The sequence below is a fragment of the Microbacterium sp. lyk4-40-TSB-66 genome, from assembly GCF_030209475.1.
Taxonomy (GTDB): Bacteria; Actinomycetota; Actinomycetes; order Actinomycetales; family Microbacteriaceae; genus Microbacterium.
This window is the reverse complement of the sequence record NZ_JARVRW010000001.1, coordinates 174394-191031: the sequence shown is the minus strand read 5'-3', so window position 1 is coordinate 191031 and position 16638 is coordinate 174394. Positions and strand designations below refer to the sequence as shown.

At 67.8% G+C, this 16638-nt stretch carries 14 protein-coding genes and 1 pseudogene; 7 read left to right on the top strand and 8 right to left on the bottom strand.

Annotation, left to right across the window (positions count from 1 at the left end):
• Positions 1-7 precede the first annotated feature (7 nt).
• From QRO03_RS00900 to QRO03_RS00870, 7 genes are all read right to left on the bottom strand, one after another.
• Positions 8-1300, bottom strand: coding sequence for a thymidine phosphorylase (locus QRO03_RS00900; protein WP_285135643.1), 1293 nt, complete (start codon positions 1298-1300; stop codon positions 8-10).
• Positions 1297-1698 (bottom strand): cytidine deaminase, encoded by a 402-nt coding sequence (locus QRO03_RS00895; protein ID WP_055834370.1) that lies wholly within the window; start codon positions 1696-1698, stop codon positions 1297-1299. The genes QRO03_RS00900 and QRO03_RS00895 overlap by 4 nt, the downstream gene beginning before the upstream one ends.
• A gap of 44 nt (positions 1699-1742) precedes the next feature.
• A complete protein-coding gene (locus QRO03_RS00890) occupies positions 1743-3020 on the bottom strand; it encodes an ABC transporter permease (protein WP_285135642.1) in 1278 nt (425 codons plus the stop codon).
• Positions 3017-4345 (bottom strand): ABC transporter permease, encoded by a 1329-nt coding sequence (locus QRO03_RS00885; RefSeq protein ID WP_285135641.1) that lies wholly within the window; start codon positions 4343-4345, stop codon positions 3017-3019. The genes QRO03_RS00890 and QRO03_RS00885 overlap by 4 nt, the downstream gene beginning before the upstream one ends.
• Positions 4342-5859, bottom strand: coding sequence for an ABC transporter ATP-binding protein (locus QRO03_RS00880; RefSeq protein ID WP_285135640.1), 1518 nt, complete (start codon positions 5857-5859; stop codon positions 4342-4344). The genes QRO03_RS00885 and QRO03_RS00880 overlap by 4 nt, the downstream gene beginning before the upstream one ends.
• Before the next feature lie 204 nt (positions 5860-6063).
• Entirely contained in the window at positions 6064-7140 is a 1077-nt protein-coding gene (locus tag QRO03_RS00875) for a BMP family lipoprotein (protein WP_285135874.1), read from the bottom strand.
• 893 nt (positions 7141-8033) lie between these two features.
• Entirely contained in the window at positions 8034-9152 is a 1119-nt protein-coding gene (locus QRO03_RS00870) for a mannose-1-phosphate guanylyltransferase (RefSeq protein WP_285135639.1), read from the bottom strand.
• A 216-nt stretch (positions 9153-9368) separates the two neighbouring features.
• On the opposite strand from QRO03_RS00870, the gene sdhC reads away from it, so the two are divergent.
• From sdhC to QRO03_RS00845, 5 genes are all read left to right on the top strand, one after another.
• Positions 9369-9803: a succinate dehydrogenase, cytochrome b556 subunit gene (gene sdhC / locus QRO03_RS00865; protein WP_082485057.1), complete on the top strand. Its 435-nt coding sequence runs from the start codon at positions 9369-9371 to the stop codon at positions 9801-9803.
• Positions 9803-10261, top strand: a complete 459-nt coding sequence (locus tag QRO03_RS00860; protein ID WP_285135638.1) for a succinate dehydrogenase hydrophobic membrane anchor subunit — start codon at positions 9803-9805, stop codon at positions 10259-10261. Before sdhC ends, QRO03_RS00860 begins: the two co-directional genes overlap by 1 nt.
• A 46-nt stretch (positions 10262-10307) precedes the next feature.
• Positions 10308-12137: a succinate dehydrogenase flavoprotein subunit gene (sdhA, locus tag QRO03_RS00855; protein WP_285135637.1), complete on the top strand. Its 1830-nt coding sequence runs from the start codon at positions 10308-10310 to the stop codon at positions 12135-12137.
• Position 12138: 1 nt separating this feature from the next.
• A complete protein-coding gene (locus QRO03_RS00850) occupies positions 12139-12924 on the top strand; it encodes a succinate dehydrogenase iron-sulfur subunit (RefSeq protein ID WP_285135636.1) in 786 nt (261 codons plus the stop codon).
• 420 nt (positions 12925-13344) lie between these two features.
• The gene (locus QRO03_RS00845) at positions 13345-14544 is read left to right on the top strand and encodes a YihY/virulence factor BrkB family protein (protein ID WP_285135635.1); all 1200 of its coding nucleotides are present in this window, start codon (positions 13345-13347) and stop codon (positions 14542-14544) included.
• A 47-nt stretch (positions 14545-14591) separates the two neighbouring features.
• Here the strand turns inward: QRO03_RS00845 and QRO03_RS16355 are convergent.
• A pseudogene (locus QRO03_RS16355) lies at positions 14592-14663 on the bottom strand (hypothetical protein); the annotation flags it as partial.
• A gap of 67 nt (positions 14664-14730) precedes the next feature.
• On the opposite strand from QRO03_RS16355, the gene QRO03_RS00840 reads away from it, so the two are divergent.
• Both QRO03_RS00840 and trpS read left to right on the top strand, forming a co-directional pair.
• A complete protein-coding gene (locus tag QRO03_RS00840; RefSeq protein ID WP_285135634.1) occupies positions 14731-15579 on the top strand; it encodes an exodeoxyribonuclease III in 849 nt (282 codons plus the stop codon).
• Positions 15580-15628: 49 nt separating this feature from the next.
• Positions 15629-16633, top strand: coding sequence for a tryptophan--tRNA ligase (trpS, locus tag QRO03_RS00835; protein WP_285135633.1), 1005 nt, complete (start codon positions 15629-15631; stop codon positions 16631-16633).
• The last annotated feature ends 5 nt before the right edge of the window (positions 16634-16638 follow it).

Here is a 16638-nt window from a genome sequence, read left to right as displayed (position 1 = left end):
GAGGACATCACGCCGTGATGCGTTCGCGGACGAGGGGGGATGCCGCGGGGGCCGCGTCGCCGATCTCCCAGGCTCCGTCGACCGCACCGAGCGCGCGGTCGAAGCGGGCGCCGTCATCGGCCGACAGGGTGAACAGCGGCTGACCGGCGGTGACCTTCTCACCGAGCGCGACGTGCAGATCGATGCCGGCGGCGTGCACGACGGCGTCTTCCGCACGCGCACGACCGGCGCCCAGACGCCAGGCACCGACACCGAAGGGCAGAGCCTCGATGCGGGTGACGACACCCGAACGCTCGGCGACGACGGTGTGGGTTTCACGGGCCGTCGGGAGGGCGGCATCCGGATCGCCGTCCTGCGCGCGGATCATGCGCTTCCAGACGTCCATCGCGCGGCCGTCCTTCAGCGCCGCCTCGACGTCGGCGTCGGGCTGGCCGGCGAGGGTGAGCATCTCGCGGGCGAGGGCGACCGTCAGCTCGACCACGTCGGCGGGGCCGCCGCCGGCGAGCACCTCGACCGACTCCCGCACCTCGTTGGCGTTGCCGATGGCCAAGCCCAGCGGGGTGTTCATGTCGGTGAGCAACGCGGTGGTGTTCACGCCCGAGTCGGTCCCCAGCGCCACCATCGTGCGGGCGAGTTCGCGCGCGCGGTCGATGTCCTGCATGAACGCCCCCGAGCCGAACTTCACGTCGAGCACGAGCGAGTCGGTGCCCTCGGCGATCTTCTTCGACATGATGCTCGAGGCGATGAGCGGGATCGCCTCGACCGTGCCGGTGACGTCGCGTAGTGCGTACAGCTTCTTGTCGGCGGGGGCGAGGCCGGATCCGGCGGCGCAGATGACCGCGCCGACGTCGGCGAGCTGCGCCATGATCTCGTCGTTCGACAGCGCCGCGCGCCAGCCGGGGATCGACTCGAGCTTGTCGAGTGTGCCGCCGGTGTGCCCGAGGCCACGGCCCGACAGCTGCGGAACGGCGACGCCGAAGGCGGCCACGAGCGGCGCCAGGGGCAGGGTGATCTTGTCGCCCACCCCTCCGGTGGAGTGCTTGTCGACCGTCGGCTTGCCCAGCGACGAGAAGTCCATGCGCTCACCCGAGGCGATCATGGCATCCGTCATCACCCGGATCTCGTCGCGCTCCATGCCGCGCAGCAGCACGGCCATCGCGAACGACGCCATCTGGGCGTCCGAGACGTAGCCCTTCGTGTAGTGCTCGATGAGCCACCGAAGGGCCGACTCCGAGACGGCGCCGCCGTCGCGCTTCGTGCGGATGACCTCGACCGCGTCGTGCGGGTGCACAGTGGTCATCGTGCGGCCTCCTCGAGCTCGCGCGGACCGAACGCGTCGGGCAGCACCTCGTCGATGGTGCGGATGCCGCTGACCGTCTCGAGCAGCATCCCGGGGATGGCGTGCTCGAACAGCAGCTGACGGCACCGACCGCACGGCATGAGCGTGCGGCCCTCGCCGTCGACGCACACGAAAGCGACCAGTTGGCCGCCGCCCGACATGTGCAACTCGGACACCAGGCCGCACTCGGCGCACAGCGTGACCCCGTAGGAGGCGTTCTCGACGTTGCACCCCGAGACGATGCGGCCGTCGGCGACGAGCGCGGCGGCGCCCACCTTGAAACGGGAGTAGGGCGCGTAGGCGCGGTGCATGGCATCCGTCGCGGCGGAACGGAGTTCGTCCCAGTCGATGTCGGTCATCGTGGTGTGAGGGGTCCTCTCATGGGGGGGGGTAACGGGCCTGATCAGCCTTTTATGTACGGTTTGCCGGCGGCCGCGGGGCCGCGGATCTGACCCGCGAAGCCGGCCACCGCGATGATGGTGATCACGTAGGGCAGCATGAGCATGAACTCGCTGGGGATGGGGGTGCGGAGCACTGTCAGCAGGTTCTGCAGATTGGTGGCGAATCCGAAGAGCAACGCGGCGAGGGTCGCGCGCAGCGGATCCCACCGGCCGAAGATGACCGCGGCGAGGGCGATGAAGCCGAGCCCTGCCGTCATCTCTTTGGTGAACTGCCCCACTGACACGAGCGTGAAGTACGCCCCGCCGATGCCGGCGATGGCGCCAGCGAGCGACACGTTCCAGAAGCGGCTCGAGTTGACCTTGATGCCGACGGTGTCAGCTGCCTGCGGGTGCTCACCGACGGCGCGAAGGCGCAGCCCCCAGCGCGTGCGATACAGACCCCAGGCGACCACGGCCACGACGGCGTACATCAAATAGACGATGAGGGTTTGGTTGAACAGCACGGGGCCGATGATCGGAATGTCACCGAGGAGGGGGATCTCCCAGCGAGGGAAGCGCTCGGGCCTGTTCAGCACGTCTTCGTTGGGCACGAGCAACGCACCGTAGAGGAATCCGGTCAGGCCGGTCACGAGCACGTTGAGCACGACACCGACGATCACCTGGTCGACGAGGTACTTGATCGAGAACGCGGCGAGCACGAATGCCACAAGGACGCCGCCGACCATGGCAGCGATCAGACCGAGGAACGGACTCCGGGTGAGCGAGGCTACGAGCGCGGCGCTGAACGCCCCGAAGAGGAATTGGCCCTCGATGGCGACGTTCACGACGCCGACACGCTCGCCGATCACGCCGCCCAGGGCACCGAAGATCAGCGGGACCGACAGCGATAGCGCGCCGAAGAGCAGACCCGTCACCGGAACGAGCCCGTCAGCCGCAGCCCACACGAGGAAGGCGAAGACGGCGAACGCACCGAACACGATCGGTAGCCAGAGCGCAGTTCGCCGGTAGCTCATGGCTTCCCACACCGACCAGACCGTGAGCAGGGCGAGGAAGACGAGGACACCCCAGCTGGTGACGGCCGTGGGTACGGAGACACTGCCGAGGTCGATGTTCGAGGCCGGATCGCCGAGGCGGAAGGTGCTCTGCCCGTCCCGCGGCACGAGGGCGAACAGCAGGACGAGCAGCACAGTCACGACCGTCAAGCTCACCGCGAGCTTGAGGTGGCGAACGCGCACGGTCGTCAACGGGATCGCGTCATTCGCGAGATGCGTCCCAGTCATGCCGCCACCGCCTTCTTGGCCGCCTTGGCCCGGTCTTTGGCCGCACGCTCGGCCTCACTTCGAGGGAGGAAGAAGATCGTGCGCACCAAGGGCGGTGCCGCGATGAAGAGCACGATGAGCGCCTGCACCACGAGCACGATGTCGACGGGGATACCCTGCGACGCCTGCATCGTGAACGAACCAGACTTGAGTGCACCGAAGAGGATGCCCGCGGCGAAAACGCCCCACGGGCGGCTGCGGCCGAGGAGCGCAACGGTGATCGCATCGAAACCGATCCCTGCATCGATCAGACCGTCGAAGCCGGTCGTCACCGAGCCCTGGATCTGGTTCATGCCCGCGAGGCCGGCGAGGCCGCCGGCGAACAGCATCGCGTAGATATACATACGTGGAACCGAGATGCCGGCCGCGCGGGCCGCGTGCGGGTTCTCGCCAACCGCGCGGAGGCGGAAGCCGAGGCTCGAGCGCTCCATGAGCCACCACACGAAGACCGTGGCCGCCACGACGAACACGAACCCCAGGTCGAGCAGCGGGAATTGCGGACCGAAGAGTTCGGGGAATTGCGCGTTGGCGGGGGTGGCCGACGAGATCGGCTGATCGCCCGCGGGGCGCTGCAGCAACCCCGGTGTGCGAACCATCCACGTCACGAGGTAATACGCGACGTAATTCAACATGATCGTCAGAATGACCTCATGCGCACCCGTCCGCGCCTTGAGCAGGCCCACGATACCGCCCCAGATCGCACCGCCGGCGATACCGGCGATGAGCGTCAGAGGCAGCTGAACGATCATGGGCAGATCGAGGTTGAAAGTGATCAGGCCGGCGAAGGCGCAGGCGATGAGGATCTGACCGCGCCCGCCGATGTTGAACAGACCGACGCGGAACGCCAACGCCACGCCGAGGCCCGCGGCGATGAGAGGCGCCGCGAAGCCCAGCGTATTCGTGAGGGGTCGAATCTGCGCGCCGAAGTCTTCGACGCGTGAGTTGAACACCGCACCACGGAACAGCGCCTCGTATCCGCCGTACACCGAGTTCCAGATCGCGGCCAGCATGTCGCCGGGACGCGCGAAGAAGTACCCGGAAGTCGTGCGCACCTGATCGTTGGTGGCCGCCATCAGGATGCCACCGACGATCATGGCCGCGACGACGGCGAGTACCGTCGTGATCCACGACGAACGCATCAGCTCCGTGAGGAACTGGTTGGTGCGCGGCGGGGCGGGCGTCTCGGCAGATGGGTGTCCCGTCAGGGGTCCCGAGGCGGTCGGCAGTTGCTCCGCCGGGAGACCGGATTCGCCATTCGCGCCCGTGCCCGGGATGTGGCCGCTCACGCTGTCTCCTCCGCGGGCTGCTCGCCCGCCATCATGAGCCCGAGGACCTCGCGGGGGGTGTTCCCCGGCACGACGCCCACGATGCCGCCGCGGTACATCACCGCGATGCGGTCGCCGAGGGCGGCGATCTCGTCGAGTTCGGTCGACACGACGATGACGGGCACGCCCGCATCGCGCGCGGCGACGATCTGCTTGTGGATGAATTCAATGGAGCCGACATCGACGCCGCGGGTGGGCTGGGCGGCGACGAACAGCTTCAGCGGGCGACTCATCTCGCGGGCGATCACGACTTTCTGCTGATTACCGCCGGAGAGAGTGCCCACGGGGGTGGATGCAGACTGCGTCCGAATGTCGTACTCCGCGATGCGGTCGCGGGCGAATGCCCCGAGGGCCGCCCGCTTTATCGTTCCCCCGGAGACGAACGCCGTGTCGGAGGAGCGGTCGAGAATGAGATTCTCGGCGACGCTGAACCCGCCGACCAGTCCGTCTTCCTTGCGGTCTTCTGGCACGAACCCGACGCCCGCGTCGAGGATCGCACGCACGCTCTTACCGACGAGGTCTGAGCCATCGAGATCGACAGTGCCGGTCACGTTGTCGGCGAGGCCGACGATGGCTTCGACGAGCTCGGTCTGACCGTTGCCCTGCACGCCCGCGATCGCAACGATCTCGCCCGGGCGCACATCGAGGTCGATTCCGTCGACGACTACGGTTCCCTCCGAGGTGACCACGCGTAGATCCCGGATGGAAAGACCTCCGGATGCCGACGCCTTCGGCGCATCCTTCACCACGGTGAGCTCAACCGCACGGCCGACCATCAGGGAGGCGAGCTCGCCGTTACTGGCAGTGGGCTCGGCCTCGCCGACTACCCGGCCGAGGCGGACCACCGTGATGCGATCGGCTACCTCGCGCACCTCGCGCAGCTTGTGCGTGATGAACACGATGGATGTGCCCTCATCGCGCAGCTGACGCATGATTCCCATGAGCTCGTCGGTCTCCTGCGGAGTGAGCACGGCGGTGGGCTCGTCGAACACCAGGACCTTGGCATCCCGAGACAACGCCTTGATGATCTCTACGCGCTGCTGAACACCGACGGGCAGGTCGCCGACGAGAGCGTCGGGGTCTACCTCGAAACCGAATCGGCGGGCGACGTCGCGCACGTGTGTGCGTGCTGCGTTCAGATCGAGCGCGCCCAAGGCCTTGGTGTTCTCGTGACCGAGCATGACGTTCTCGGCGACGGTGAAGACGGGGATGAGCATGAAGTGCTGGTGCACCATGCCGATACCCGCGGCCATGGCGTCGCCCGGACCGCGGAATCGCTGGACGACGTCGTTCAGCAGAATTTGACCCTCATCCGCCTGATACAGGCCGTAGAGGACGTTCATGAGAGTGGATTTACCGGCACCATTTTCTCCGAGGAGCGCGTGGATCTCACCAGGCTGGACGACCAGATCGATGTGGTCGTTCGCAACCAGGGAGCCGAACCGCTTGGTGATGCCGCGGAGCTCGAGCTTCATGCTGTGCACCCTATTCGAGACGTTTGCAGACGGAAAGAAGCCGCGGTCGGTCGGACTCTAGGTCCGGCCGACCGCGGCGATGTCACACCAGCGTAACCATGGTCCCCACGAGAACGGGGCCCGACCGTTGGATGCGACGACTCACCCTCACCGTCCTCCGACCGGACCGCACGTCCGGTCGGTTGACGGTGAGGCGCACCAGCCTTACGGGGAGCTGGGCGAAGTCACCTCTAGCGAACCCGAGATGATCTGCTCGCGCAGAGCGGAGATCTCGTCGGTCAGACCGTCGGGCAGCGTGAACGCGGAGCCGAAATCAGCCAGGCCCACACCGTCGTTTTCGAGCGTGCCGACGTACGGAGTGACGTCGAACTCACCCTTCGAAGCCTGCATGACCGAGTCGTAGACGGCCGTGTCGATGCGCTTCATGATCGAGGTCAGGACAAGGTCGGACACCGTCTCGTCAGCCTTCGCCAGGTCGGAGTCGACGCCGAGCAAGACGCTCTTCGAGCCGCCGTCGCGGATCGCTTCAGCGGCGCTGATGTAGATGGGGCCCCCGACGGGCAACAGCACGTCCACGCCCTGGTCGAGGAGGCCCTTGGCAGCCTGCTTCGCCGGATCGTTGGCAGCGAAACCACCCGTGAACGAGCCATTCTGCGCCGCGACGTCCCACCCGAAGGTTTGGACGCTGGCGCCCTTATCCTCGTCGTACTTTTTCACGCCATCGACGAAGCCGTCCATGAAGATCGTGACCGGCGGGATCGGGACGCCGCCGACCGTGCCGACCTTGTTCACGCCGTTCTCTGCGGAGTAGGCCGCGGCGGCGTACCCACCGAGGTACGCGGCCTGAACGGTGTCGAACAGCAGGGGCTTGATGTTCGGTGCGTCGGTCTTGCCGTCCTCGTCGATGTCAGCACGGTCATCGATGATCGCGTACTGCAGGTTCGGGTTCGCCGTGGCCGAAGCCACGGTGTCGGCGCTCAGCTTGAAGCCCACGGCGACGATGAACGTGCAGCCCTCGGCGACGAGATTCTCGAGATTCGGGGCATAGTCGTTGGCCGAGCTGGACTCGACATCGATGGCCTTGACACCGAGCTCGGCGGCAGCCTTGTCGATGCCCTCTTTCGCGGACTGGTTGAACGAACGGTCGTTCCACCCGCCGTCGTCGGAGATGATGCAGGGGGTGAAACCTTCGACGAGGTCTCCCCCGGCTCCAGCCGACGCGCCGCCGGGGCTCTCGGGCGCTGCGCCGCAGCCGGCCAGCAACACGGCGGCGCCGATCATGGCGAAGCCGCTGACGACGGCCTTCTTCGTGGTCTTCACGAGGGGTCCTCCAAGACGGATGCCCCCAACGGGTTCGGGGGACGATTCCGTCACGTTACCTACTGTGTCGGCGCGCTCGTGGCCCAGGAGCCGCCGTGCGCGGCAATGGTTACAAAGACGCAATCTCGCGTCACGCGACCGCCACACGCTGCGGCATCGGGCGGAACCGGATGCCACGGCTAGCGGTATCCGGTGTCAGAGGACGTCGCCGTGACCAGTGAGCTTGAGAGCGTCGACGACGCCCTTCGCCCGCTGCCTTCTCGGTAGCGACGAGCCGGCCCCGAGGTGAAGAAGAGCCGACCCCGAGGTGAAGCGGCGTGTCGCGGTCGACCAATCACCCCTCGGCCGGTCCATCGAGACGTCATCCGCGCCGCGGCCAACCGGCTACGTTCCCCCGGTCGACACCCGTCGGCAGTCAACAGAGAAAAGCCCAAGGGGGGCAATTATGCGCAAAACAATTACCGGGACCGTCGCCGCAGTACTCGTGTGCGTCGCGGCTCTAGGAGCACCGTCCGCCGCGCAAGCGGCGGGGACCCTGACGCAGCACGGCCCTTACTCCACGAAGAGCGCGTGCGTGGCGGCATCGTCGAGCCCCGCTTACAACAACTCCTACGTTCGAGTTGCAAAGGCGTGCTACTACATCGGGGGCGGGGCCGGCTGGGCGTTCTACACCAGGAGTGCCGCCTAGCGTCTGATCCCGTCGGAATTCGCCCCGCCCCGACCGGCGGGGCGAGTTCTTTCAATCGACTGCCACCGGGCCTGCTGGAAGCCCGCCGGGATAGATCCTCCAGCGGACACTGCGTCGACCTTGACGGGCACGATCAGTCGCTGGCACTGCCCGCCGGCTGGACCTCTCAGAGGACGTCGCCGCGACCCGTGAGCTTCAGGGCGTCGACGACGCCCTTGACGCGCTGCGCATTCTCGGTCGTCGTCACGAGCAGGGCGTCGGGGGTGTCGACCACGACGATGTCACGCACGCCGATGAGGCTGATCACGCGCTTGGTCTGCGAGACGACGATGCCGCTGGACGAATCGGAGAGCACGCGGGCGTCCTCGCCGAGGATCGCGAGCTCGTTGCGCCCTCCCGAGGAGTTGAGCTTGGACAGGCTGGCGAAGTCGCCCACGTCGTCCCAGTCGAAGTGCCCGGGGATGACGGCCAGGCGCCCCTTCTCTGCCGCGGGCTCGGCGACCGAGTAGTCGATGGCGATCTTCTTCAGGCCCGGCCAGATGCGGTCGACGGCGGGACCGCGGCGCTCGCGGTCGTCCCAGGACGCCGCGAGCTCGAGCAGTCCCGCGTGCAGCTCGGGCTCGTTCACGGCGAGTTCGGCCAGCAGCACGTCGGCGCGCGTGATGAACATGCCGGCGTTCCAGAGATAGGCGCGGTCGGCGAAATACTCCTTCGCCGTGTCGAGGTCGGGCTTCTCGACGAACCGCTCGACCGTGTACGCCTCGGGGGCGCCGTCGACGATGAGCTCGTCGGCCTTCTTGATGTAGCCGAAGCCCACCGATGCCTCGGAGGGCTGGATGCCGATGGTGCAGATGTATCCGGCGCGCGCGACGGCGACCGCCTGGCGCACGGCGAAGTCGAACTGACGGGTCTGGCGGATGACGTGGTCGGCCGCGAAGGACCCGATGATGACGTCGGGCTCGCGGCGCACGAGGATCGCCGCGGCCAGGCCGATGGCGGCCGAGGAGTCGCGGGGCTCCGATTCGAGGAAGACGTTGTGGTCGGGCACGCCCGGCAGTTCACGCTCGACGGCGGCGCGGTGGGCGCGGCCGGTCACGACGGCGATGCGGTCCTCACCCGACAGCGGAGCGAGACGGTCCCACGTGTCGCGCAGCAGCGTCTGGCCCGACCCGGTCAGGTCGTGGAGGAACTTGGGCGCGTCCGCGCGCGAGAGCGGCCAGAGGCGGCTGCCGATGCCTCCGGCGGGGATCACGGCGTAGAAGTCGTCGATAGCGCGATCTGACATGGCTCCGACCCTAGCGGTCCGCACTCGTCCCCTCCGACGGCTCCGAACCGGGTGAGAGACGGCCATCGGCGTGCTGCGATTTATCTCGATGTCGAGAGACAGTTAGGCCCCCCTTATCCACCGCGTTCATAGCCCGGACGTAGTATTCAGGGGCGCCCGTGTGACGCTCGGGGCCGGTGTCGGCCCCCACACCGTGTTCGATCAGGGAGGACGACCGTGTCAGCACCAGCACGTGCCACGCCGTCGGTGAAAACGACCACTTCGAAGAGGCCCCGCGGCACGCTGTACCGCGGCCGAGAGGGCATGTGGTCCTGGGTCCTGCACCGCATCACCGGTGTGGCGATCTTCTTCTTCCTCCTCGTGCACATCCTCGACACGGCGCTCATCCGCGTGTCGCCCGAGGCGTACGACGCCGTCATCGGCACCTACAAGAACCCGATCATGGGTCTCGGCGAGGTGGCCCTGGTCGGCGCGATCGCGTACCACGCGTTCAACGGGCTGCGCATCATCCTGGTCGACTTCTGGCCGTGGGCCACGCGCCACCAGCGTCAGCTGTGGTGGGGCGTGCTGGGCCTCTGGGTCGTCACGATGCTCGGTTTCACCCCCCGCCACCTGATCAACGTCTTCAGCGCCGTCACCGGGAGCCACTGATGTCCGTCGCCCAAGAAGCCGCCACGATCCCCGCCCCGCGCACGCCCAGCGTTCGCAAGAAGGGCTCCAACCTCGAGAAGTGGGGATGGATCTACATGCGCGCCTCCGGCGTGCTGCTGATCGTCCTGATCTTCGGCCACCTGTTCGTCAACCTGATGACGAACGACGGCATCCACCAGATCGACTTCGCCTTCGTCGCGGGCAAGCTGGCCTCGCCGTTCTGGCAGTGGTGGGACGTGCTGATGCTGTGGCTCGCCCTCATCCACGGCGCCAACGGCATGCGCACGATCGTGAACGACTACGTCACGAATGCCACGATCCGCAAGATCCTCGTCGGGTCGCTGTGGATCTCCGCGGGCTTCCTGATCCTGCTCGGCACGCTCGTCGTGTTCACCTTCGACCCCTGCATCGGTGTGACCGAGAGCAGCTCCCTCTGGGACGCGTGCCAGGCGGCGTGAGCCGACGGCATCCCTTCCATCCCCTGACAGCAGAGGCATCGCACACGTGAGCACCCAGACTTCCTCGGACTCGATCGTCAAAGACGGCGTCCACTACCACCAGTTCGACGTCGTCATCGTCGGTGCCGGCGGCGCGGGTATGCGCGCGGCCATCGAAGCCGGCCCGGGCGCGAAGACCGCCGTGATCTCGAAGCTCTACCCGACCCGCTCGCACACCGGTGCGGCGCAGGGCGGCATGGCGGCGGCGCTCGCCAACGTCGAAGAGGACTCGTGGGAGTGGCACACCTTCGACACCATCAAGGGCGGCGACTACCTCGTCGACCAGGATGCCGCCGAGATCCTCGCCAAAGAGGCCATCGACGCCGTCATCGACCTCGAGAACATGGGCCTGCCGTTCAACCGCACCCCCGAGGGCAAGATCGACCAGCGCCGCTTCGGCGGGCACACCGCCGACCACGGCAAGACCCCCGTGCGCCGCGCGTGCTACGCCGCCGACCGCACCGGCCACATGATCCTGCAGACGCTGTTCCAGAACTGCGTCAAGCTCGGCATCAACTTCTTCAACGAGTTCTACGTGCTCGACCTCATCACGGTGAAGGACGCGGCGGGCAAGACCCAGGTCTCGGGCGTCGTCGCCTACGACCTCGCCACGGGCGAGCTGCACGTCTTCCAGGCGAAGGCCGTGATCTTCGCCACCGGCGGCTTCGGCAAGATCTTCAAGACCACCTCCAACGCCCACACCCTCACCGGTGACGGCGTCGGCATCGTGTGGCGCAAGGGCCTCCCCCTGGAGGACATGGAGTTCTTCCAGTTCCACCCCACCGGCCTCGCCGGTCTCGGCATCCTGCTGACGGAGGGCGCCCGAGGTGAGGGCGCGATCCTGCGCAACGCCAGCGGTGAGCGCTTCATGGAGCGCTACGCCCCCACCATCAAAGACCTCGCACCGCGTGACATCGTCGCCCGTTGCATGGTGCAAGAGGTCGCCGAGGGCCGTGGCGCGGGACCCCACCGCGACTACGTGCTGCTGGACTGCACGCACCTGGGCGCCGAGGTGCTCGAGACGAAGCTCCCCGACATCACCGAGTTCGCCCGCACCTACCTCGGCGTCGACCCGGTCGTCGAGCCCGTGCCGGTCATGCCGACCGCGCACTATGCGATGGGCGGCATCCCCACCAACATCAAGGCCGAGGTGCTCGCCGACAACGACACCGTCGTTCCGGGCCTCTACGCCGCGGGCGAGTGCGCCTGCGTCTCGGTGCACGGCTCGAACCGTCTCGGCACCAACTCGCTGCTCGACATCAACGTCTTCGGCAAGCGCGCCGGCCGCAACGCCGTCGAGTACGTCAAGACGGCCGACTTCGTTCCGCTGCCCGAAGACCCCGCCGCCGAGGTGCGCGGGCTCATCGAGGGCCTCCGCAACAACGGCGGCACCGAGCGCATCGCCGTCCTCCGAAAGACGCTGCAGGACGAGATGGACAAGGGCGCGCAGGTGTTCCGCACGCACGAGTCCCTCGCCCACGTGATGGACGTCATCGCGGATCTCCGCGAGCGCTACAAGAACATCCACGTCGACGACAAGGGCAAGCGCTTCAACACCGACCTGCTCGAGGCCGTCGAGCTCGGCTTCCTGCTCGACCTGGCCGAGGTCGTCGTCTACTCGGCGCAGAACCGCGAAGAGAGCCGTGGCGGTCACATGCGCGACGACTTCCCCACGCGCGACGACGAGAAGTACATGCAGCACACCATGGCGTACCTGTCGGGAGACCCGCACTCGTCGCACCCCGCCGATCACATCGAACTCGGCTGGAAGCCCGTGGTGTTCACCAAGAACGAGGCCGGGGAGCTGCGCTACCCGCCGCTGGAGAGGAAGTACTGAGATGGCATCCACCGTTCTCGAGAACGTCGACGTCTCCGATGAGGTCGAGCAGACCCCGGAGGACACCGGGATCCAGTCGTTCCTCGTCACCTTCAACATCCGCCGTTTCGACCCCGAGGTCGACGACGAACCGCGTTGGGTCGACTACGACGTGGAGCTGTACTCCACCGACCGCGTGCTCGACGCGCTGCACAAGATCAAGTGGGAGACCGACGGATCGCTGTCGTTCCGCCGCTCGTGCGCGCACGGCATCTGCGGATCGGATGCCATGCGCATCAACGGCCGCAACCGCTTGGCCTGCAAGACGTTGATCAAGGACCTCGACATCTCGCAGCCGATCTACGTCGAGGCGATCAAGGGCCTGCCGCTCGAGAAGGACCTCATCGTCGACATGGAGCCGTTCTTCGCCTCCTACCGCGAGGTGCAGCCCTTCCTGATCGCGAACTCCAAGCCCGAGCCGGGCAAGGAGCGCGTGCAGTCGATCGTCGACCGCGAGGTCTTCGACGACACCACCAAGTGCATCCTGTGCGCCGCGTGCACCTCCTCGTGCCCCGTCTTCTGGACCGACGGGCAGTACTTCGGGCCCGCCGCGATCGTGAACGCGCACCGCTTCATCTTCGACTCGCGCGATGACGCGGGCGACGTGCGCCTCGACATCCTCAACGACAAAGAAGGCGTGTGGCGCTGCCGCACCACCTTCAACTGCACCGAGGCGTGCCCCCGCGGCATCGAGGTCACCAAGGCCATCGCCGAGGTCAAGCAGGCGGTCCTCCGCGGCGGTCGCTGACCCTTCCCCTCTCGAACGGCGGGTGCGCTCAGGCGCCCCGCCGTTCGGCGTTCCCGTGCGCGGCGGCCGGTGCTGCGCGTTCCTCGCAGATGATCGGTCTCCTGGCAGGGTTCCGCGCAACGGCATCCATTTGGTCCCGCTCCTCGCAAGAACGCGGTTTGCTCGCAGAAACGTGCGCGACGACTGCGAGGATCGCGACATTCTGCGAGCGGAAGACGACGGATGCCACGGCGCTCGGCTCCGCGCGGGCGACGGTGCACGGCATTCATCCGGTCCCGTCCCTCGCAAGAACGCGGTCTGCTCGCAGAATCCCGCGCCGCGGATGCGAGGATCGCGACATCTTGCGAGCGGAGGACGACGGATGCCACGGCGCCCGACGCCGCGCGGAGCGTCGTGGCATCCATTCATTAGGCTCGAAGCGTGACCGAGAACCGCCACGACGCGCGCCCGCTGCCCGCGGTGCGGGACGACGACACGTCTCTGCGCGATCGGCTCGAGGCCGCGCAGACGGCCGTGCGGGAGCGTCTCGACCAGCCCATCGCCCGCGCCGCGAAGATCGCGCAGTGGTTCCCCATCCGGGTGTGGCGGCACTTCCTGCAGCACAACGGCTTCCTGCTGGCCGCGGGGATGAGCTATCAGGCGCTGTTCGCGGTCTTCTCGGCGCTGTATCTCGCGTTCGCCGCCGTCGGTCTGTGGCTCGGTGGGAGCACCACCGCCGTCGTCGGGCTCATCCGCATCGTCAACAGCTACATCCCCGGTCTCATCAGCGACAACGGTCTCGTCAAGCCCGAGCAGGTCGAAGAGGCGACGCAGCAGAGCGGCAGCCTGCTGACGATCACGGGGCTCGTGGCCGTGGTCGTGGTGGTCTGGACGGCGATCGGCTTCGTGACCTTCACCCGCCGCGCCGTGCGCGACACCTTCGGGCTGCCGTTCGACATGCGCAACTACGTCATGCTCAAGGCGCGCGACTTCGTCGCCTCCATCCTGTTCGGCATCTCCCTACTCGCCGGTGCCCTGCTCGGCACGGTGACGACCGGAGCGATCGACCTCGTCTTCAGCCTCATCGGGTGGAACCGCGAGACCGCCGGGTGGATCCTCGGGGCGCGCGCCGTGTCGCTCGTCGTGGCCTTCGCGATCAACACGGTCGCCCTGGCCGCGCTCTTCCGTTTCCTCACGGGCACGACCCTGTCGTGGCGACGCGCGTGGCCCGGGGCCCTGGTCGGGGCGACCGGAATGGTGCTGCTGCAGATCGGTGCCGGCTTCCTCGTCGTGTACACGCCGACGAACCCCCTGCTGTCCACGTTCACGGTGCTCATCGGATTCCTGCTGTGGTTCCGTTTCATCGGCATCGTCATCCTGGTGTCCGCCGCCTGGATCGCGGTCGCCGCGGGCGATAAAGACGTGCCGCTTCGCTCCCCCGAGGACCGCCGCGCCATGGAGCAGGCGGCGCTCGTCATCGCGGCCCAGGTCGGGGTGCGCCAGGCCGAGAAGGCCCTGGCGCTCGCGCGCTGGCCGTGGCGCTGGCGCGCGCGGCGGCGACTCGCGGCGGCCGAGAAGACCCTGGCGCGCGCCGAGGCCGACGTCCCCGCTCCCCGCCGCATGTCGCTCATCCCCGACTGACGACCCGCGAGCGCCCTGGCGCCGGTCGAGCGGGCGCCGGTCATGCGGGCGCCGGTCATGCGGGCGCCGGTCACGCGGGCGCCGGTCATGCGGGCGCCGGTCGAGCGGGCGCCGGTCATGCGGGCGCCGGTCGTCGTTCCGGAGTGCGCCCGCGGCGATGTCGGAGGTCGCGGTTAGGCTCGTCGGGTGCCCCGTTCCGTACGCATCGTCTCCGTCAACGTCAATGGCATCCGTGCCGCCGTCCGCAAGGGCATGACCGAGTGGCTCGACGCCTCGGGTGCCGACATCGTCGCTCTGCAAGAGGTCCGCGCGACCGCCGAGCAGCTCGCCGAGGCCCTCCCCGGCTGGCAGATCGTCAACGACGAGTCGCTGCAGAAGGGCCGCGCGGGCGTGGCGATCATCAGCCGTCTGCCCGGCGTCGAGACGCGCAGCCACCTCGGTCCCGAGCCGCTCGACGCGTCCGGCCGGTGGATCGAGACCGACTTCGACATCGACGGCGAGACGGTGACCATCGTGAGCGCCTACGTGCACAGCGGCGAGGTCGACACTCCCAAGCAAGACGCGAAATGGCTCTTCCTGGATGCCATGGAGCAGCGCCTCTCCGAGCTGAAGGCCTCGACGCAGCTCGCGCTCGTCTTGGGCGACCTGAACGTCGGCCACCGCGAGCTCGACATCAAGAACTGGCGCGGCAACCGCAAGAACGCCGGTTTCCTGCCCCGCGAGCGCGCCTATTTCGACCGCTTCTTCGGGCCCGCGGGCGAGCAGGTCGAGGGCGTCGACGGCTCGGTCGGCACGGGGCTCGGCTGGGTCGATGTCGGACGCCGCGAGATGGGCGAGGTCGACGGGCCGTACACGTTCTGGTCGATGCGCGGGAAGGCGTTCGACACCGACAGCGGCTGGCGGATCGACTACCACGTCGCCACCCCGGCGCTGGCGGAGCGTGTCACCGCATACCGCGTCGATCGGGCACCGTCCTACGACACGCGTTGGAGCGACCACTCCCCCGTGATCGTCGACTACACGCTCGGTCGCTGACCGGCACTCGACGCCGCGACCGCCGCGTGGCGGCGCCTAGGATCGAGAGGTGACTCAGCAGCGCCTCTACTCCGGAATGCAGCCCTCCGCCGACAGCCTCCAGATCGGCAACTACATCGGAGCCCTCCTGCAGTGGCGCGAGCTGCAAGACCAGTACGACGCGTACTTCTCCGTGGTCGACCTGCACGCTCTCACCCAGCCCGGCGACCCCGCCGAGCGTCGCGAGAAGACCCGTCGCACCGCCGCGCAGTACATCGCCGCGGGCATCGAGCCCTCGCGCTCGACGCTCTACGTGCAGTCGCACGTGCCCGCGCACGCGGAGCTGCAGTGGGTGCTGTCGACCCTCACGGGCTTCGGCGAGGCCGGGCGCATGACCCAGTTCAAGGACAAGTCGGCGCGCTACGGAGCGGATGCCACCAACGTCGGCCTCTTCACCTACCCGGTGCTGATGGCCGCCGACATCCTGCTGTACCAGACGGACGTGGTGCCCGTCGGCGACGACCAGAAGCAGCACATCGAGCTGACCCGCGACCTCGCGGAGCGCTTCAACCAGCGTTTCGGTGAGACGTTCACGATGCCGAAGCCGATGATCCAGCGCGAGACCGCCCGCATCTACGACCTGCAGAACCCCACGTCGAAGATGTCGAAATCGGCCGAGTCCGACGCCGGTGTGCTCTGGATGCTCGACGAGCCCAAGGTGAGCGCGAAGAAGATCATGCGCGCCGTCACCGACTCCGAGGGCGCTGTGCGCTTCGACCGCGACGAGAAGCCCGGCGTCTCGAACCTCCTGGTCATCTACTCCGCGCTGACCGGGCGCGAGATCACCGCGATCGAAGACGAGTACGCCGGCCGCGGGTACGGCGACTTCAAGAAGGGCCTCGCCGAGGTCGTCGTGAGCGAGTTCGAGCCCGTGCGCGAGCGAGCGCTCGAACTGCTCGACGACCCCGCCGAGCTCGACCGCGTGCTGGCCGTCAACGCCGGCAAGGCGGCATCCGTCGCCGAGAAGACCCTCGCCGATGTCTACGACCGCATCGGGCTCCTGCGCCGCGGCTGATCGCC

Excerpts from the sequence above, each read along its gene's own strand:
- QRO03_RS00900 (WP_285135643.1), bottom strand. The coding sequence starts at position 1,300 with ATGACCACTGTGCACCCGCACGACGCGGTCGAGGTCATCCGCACGAAG.
- QRO03_RS00895 (WP_055834370.1), bottom strand. The coding sequence starts at position 1,698 with ATGACCGACATCGACTGGGACGAACTCCGTTCCGCCGCGACGGATGCC.
- QRO03_RS00890 (WP_285135642.1), bottom strand. The coding sequence starts at position 3,020 with ATGACTGGGACGCATCTCGCGAATGACGCGATCCCGTTGACGACCGTG.
- QRO03_RS00880 (WP_285135640.1), bottom strand. The coding sequence starts at position 5,859 with ATGAAGCTCGAGCTCCGCGGCATCACCAAGCGGTTCGGCTCCCTGGTT.
- QRO03_RS00875 (WP_285135874.1), bottom strand. The coding sequence starts at position 7,140 with ATGATCGGCGCCGCCGTGTTGCTGGCCGGCTGCGGCGCAGCGCCCGAG.
- QRO03_RS00870 (WP_285135639.1), bottom strand. The coding sequence starts at position 9,152 with ATGTCAGATCGCGCTATCGACGACTTCTACGCCGTGATCCCCGCCGGA.
- QRO03_RS00860 (WP_285135638.1), top strand. The coding sequence starts at position 9,803 with ATGTCCGTCGCCCAAGAAGCCGCCACGATCCCCGCCCCGCGCACGCCC.
- QRO03_RS00850 (WP_285135636.1), top strand. The coding sequence starts at position 12,139 with ATGGCATCCACCGTTCTCGAGAACGTCGACGTCTCCGATGAGGTCGAG.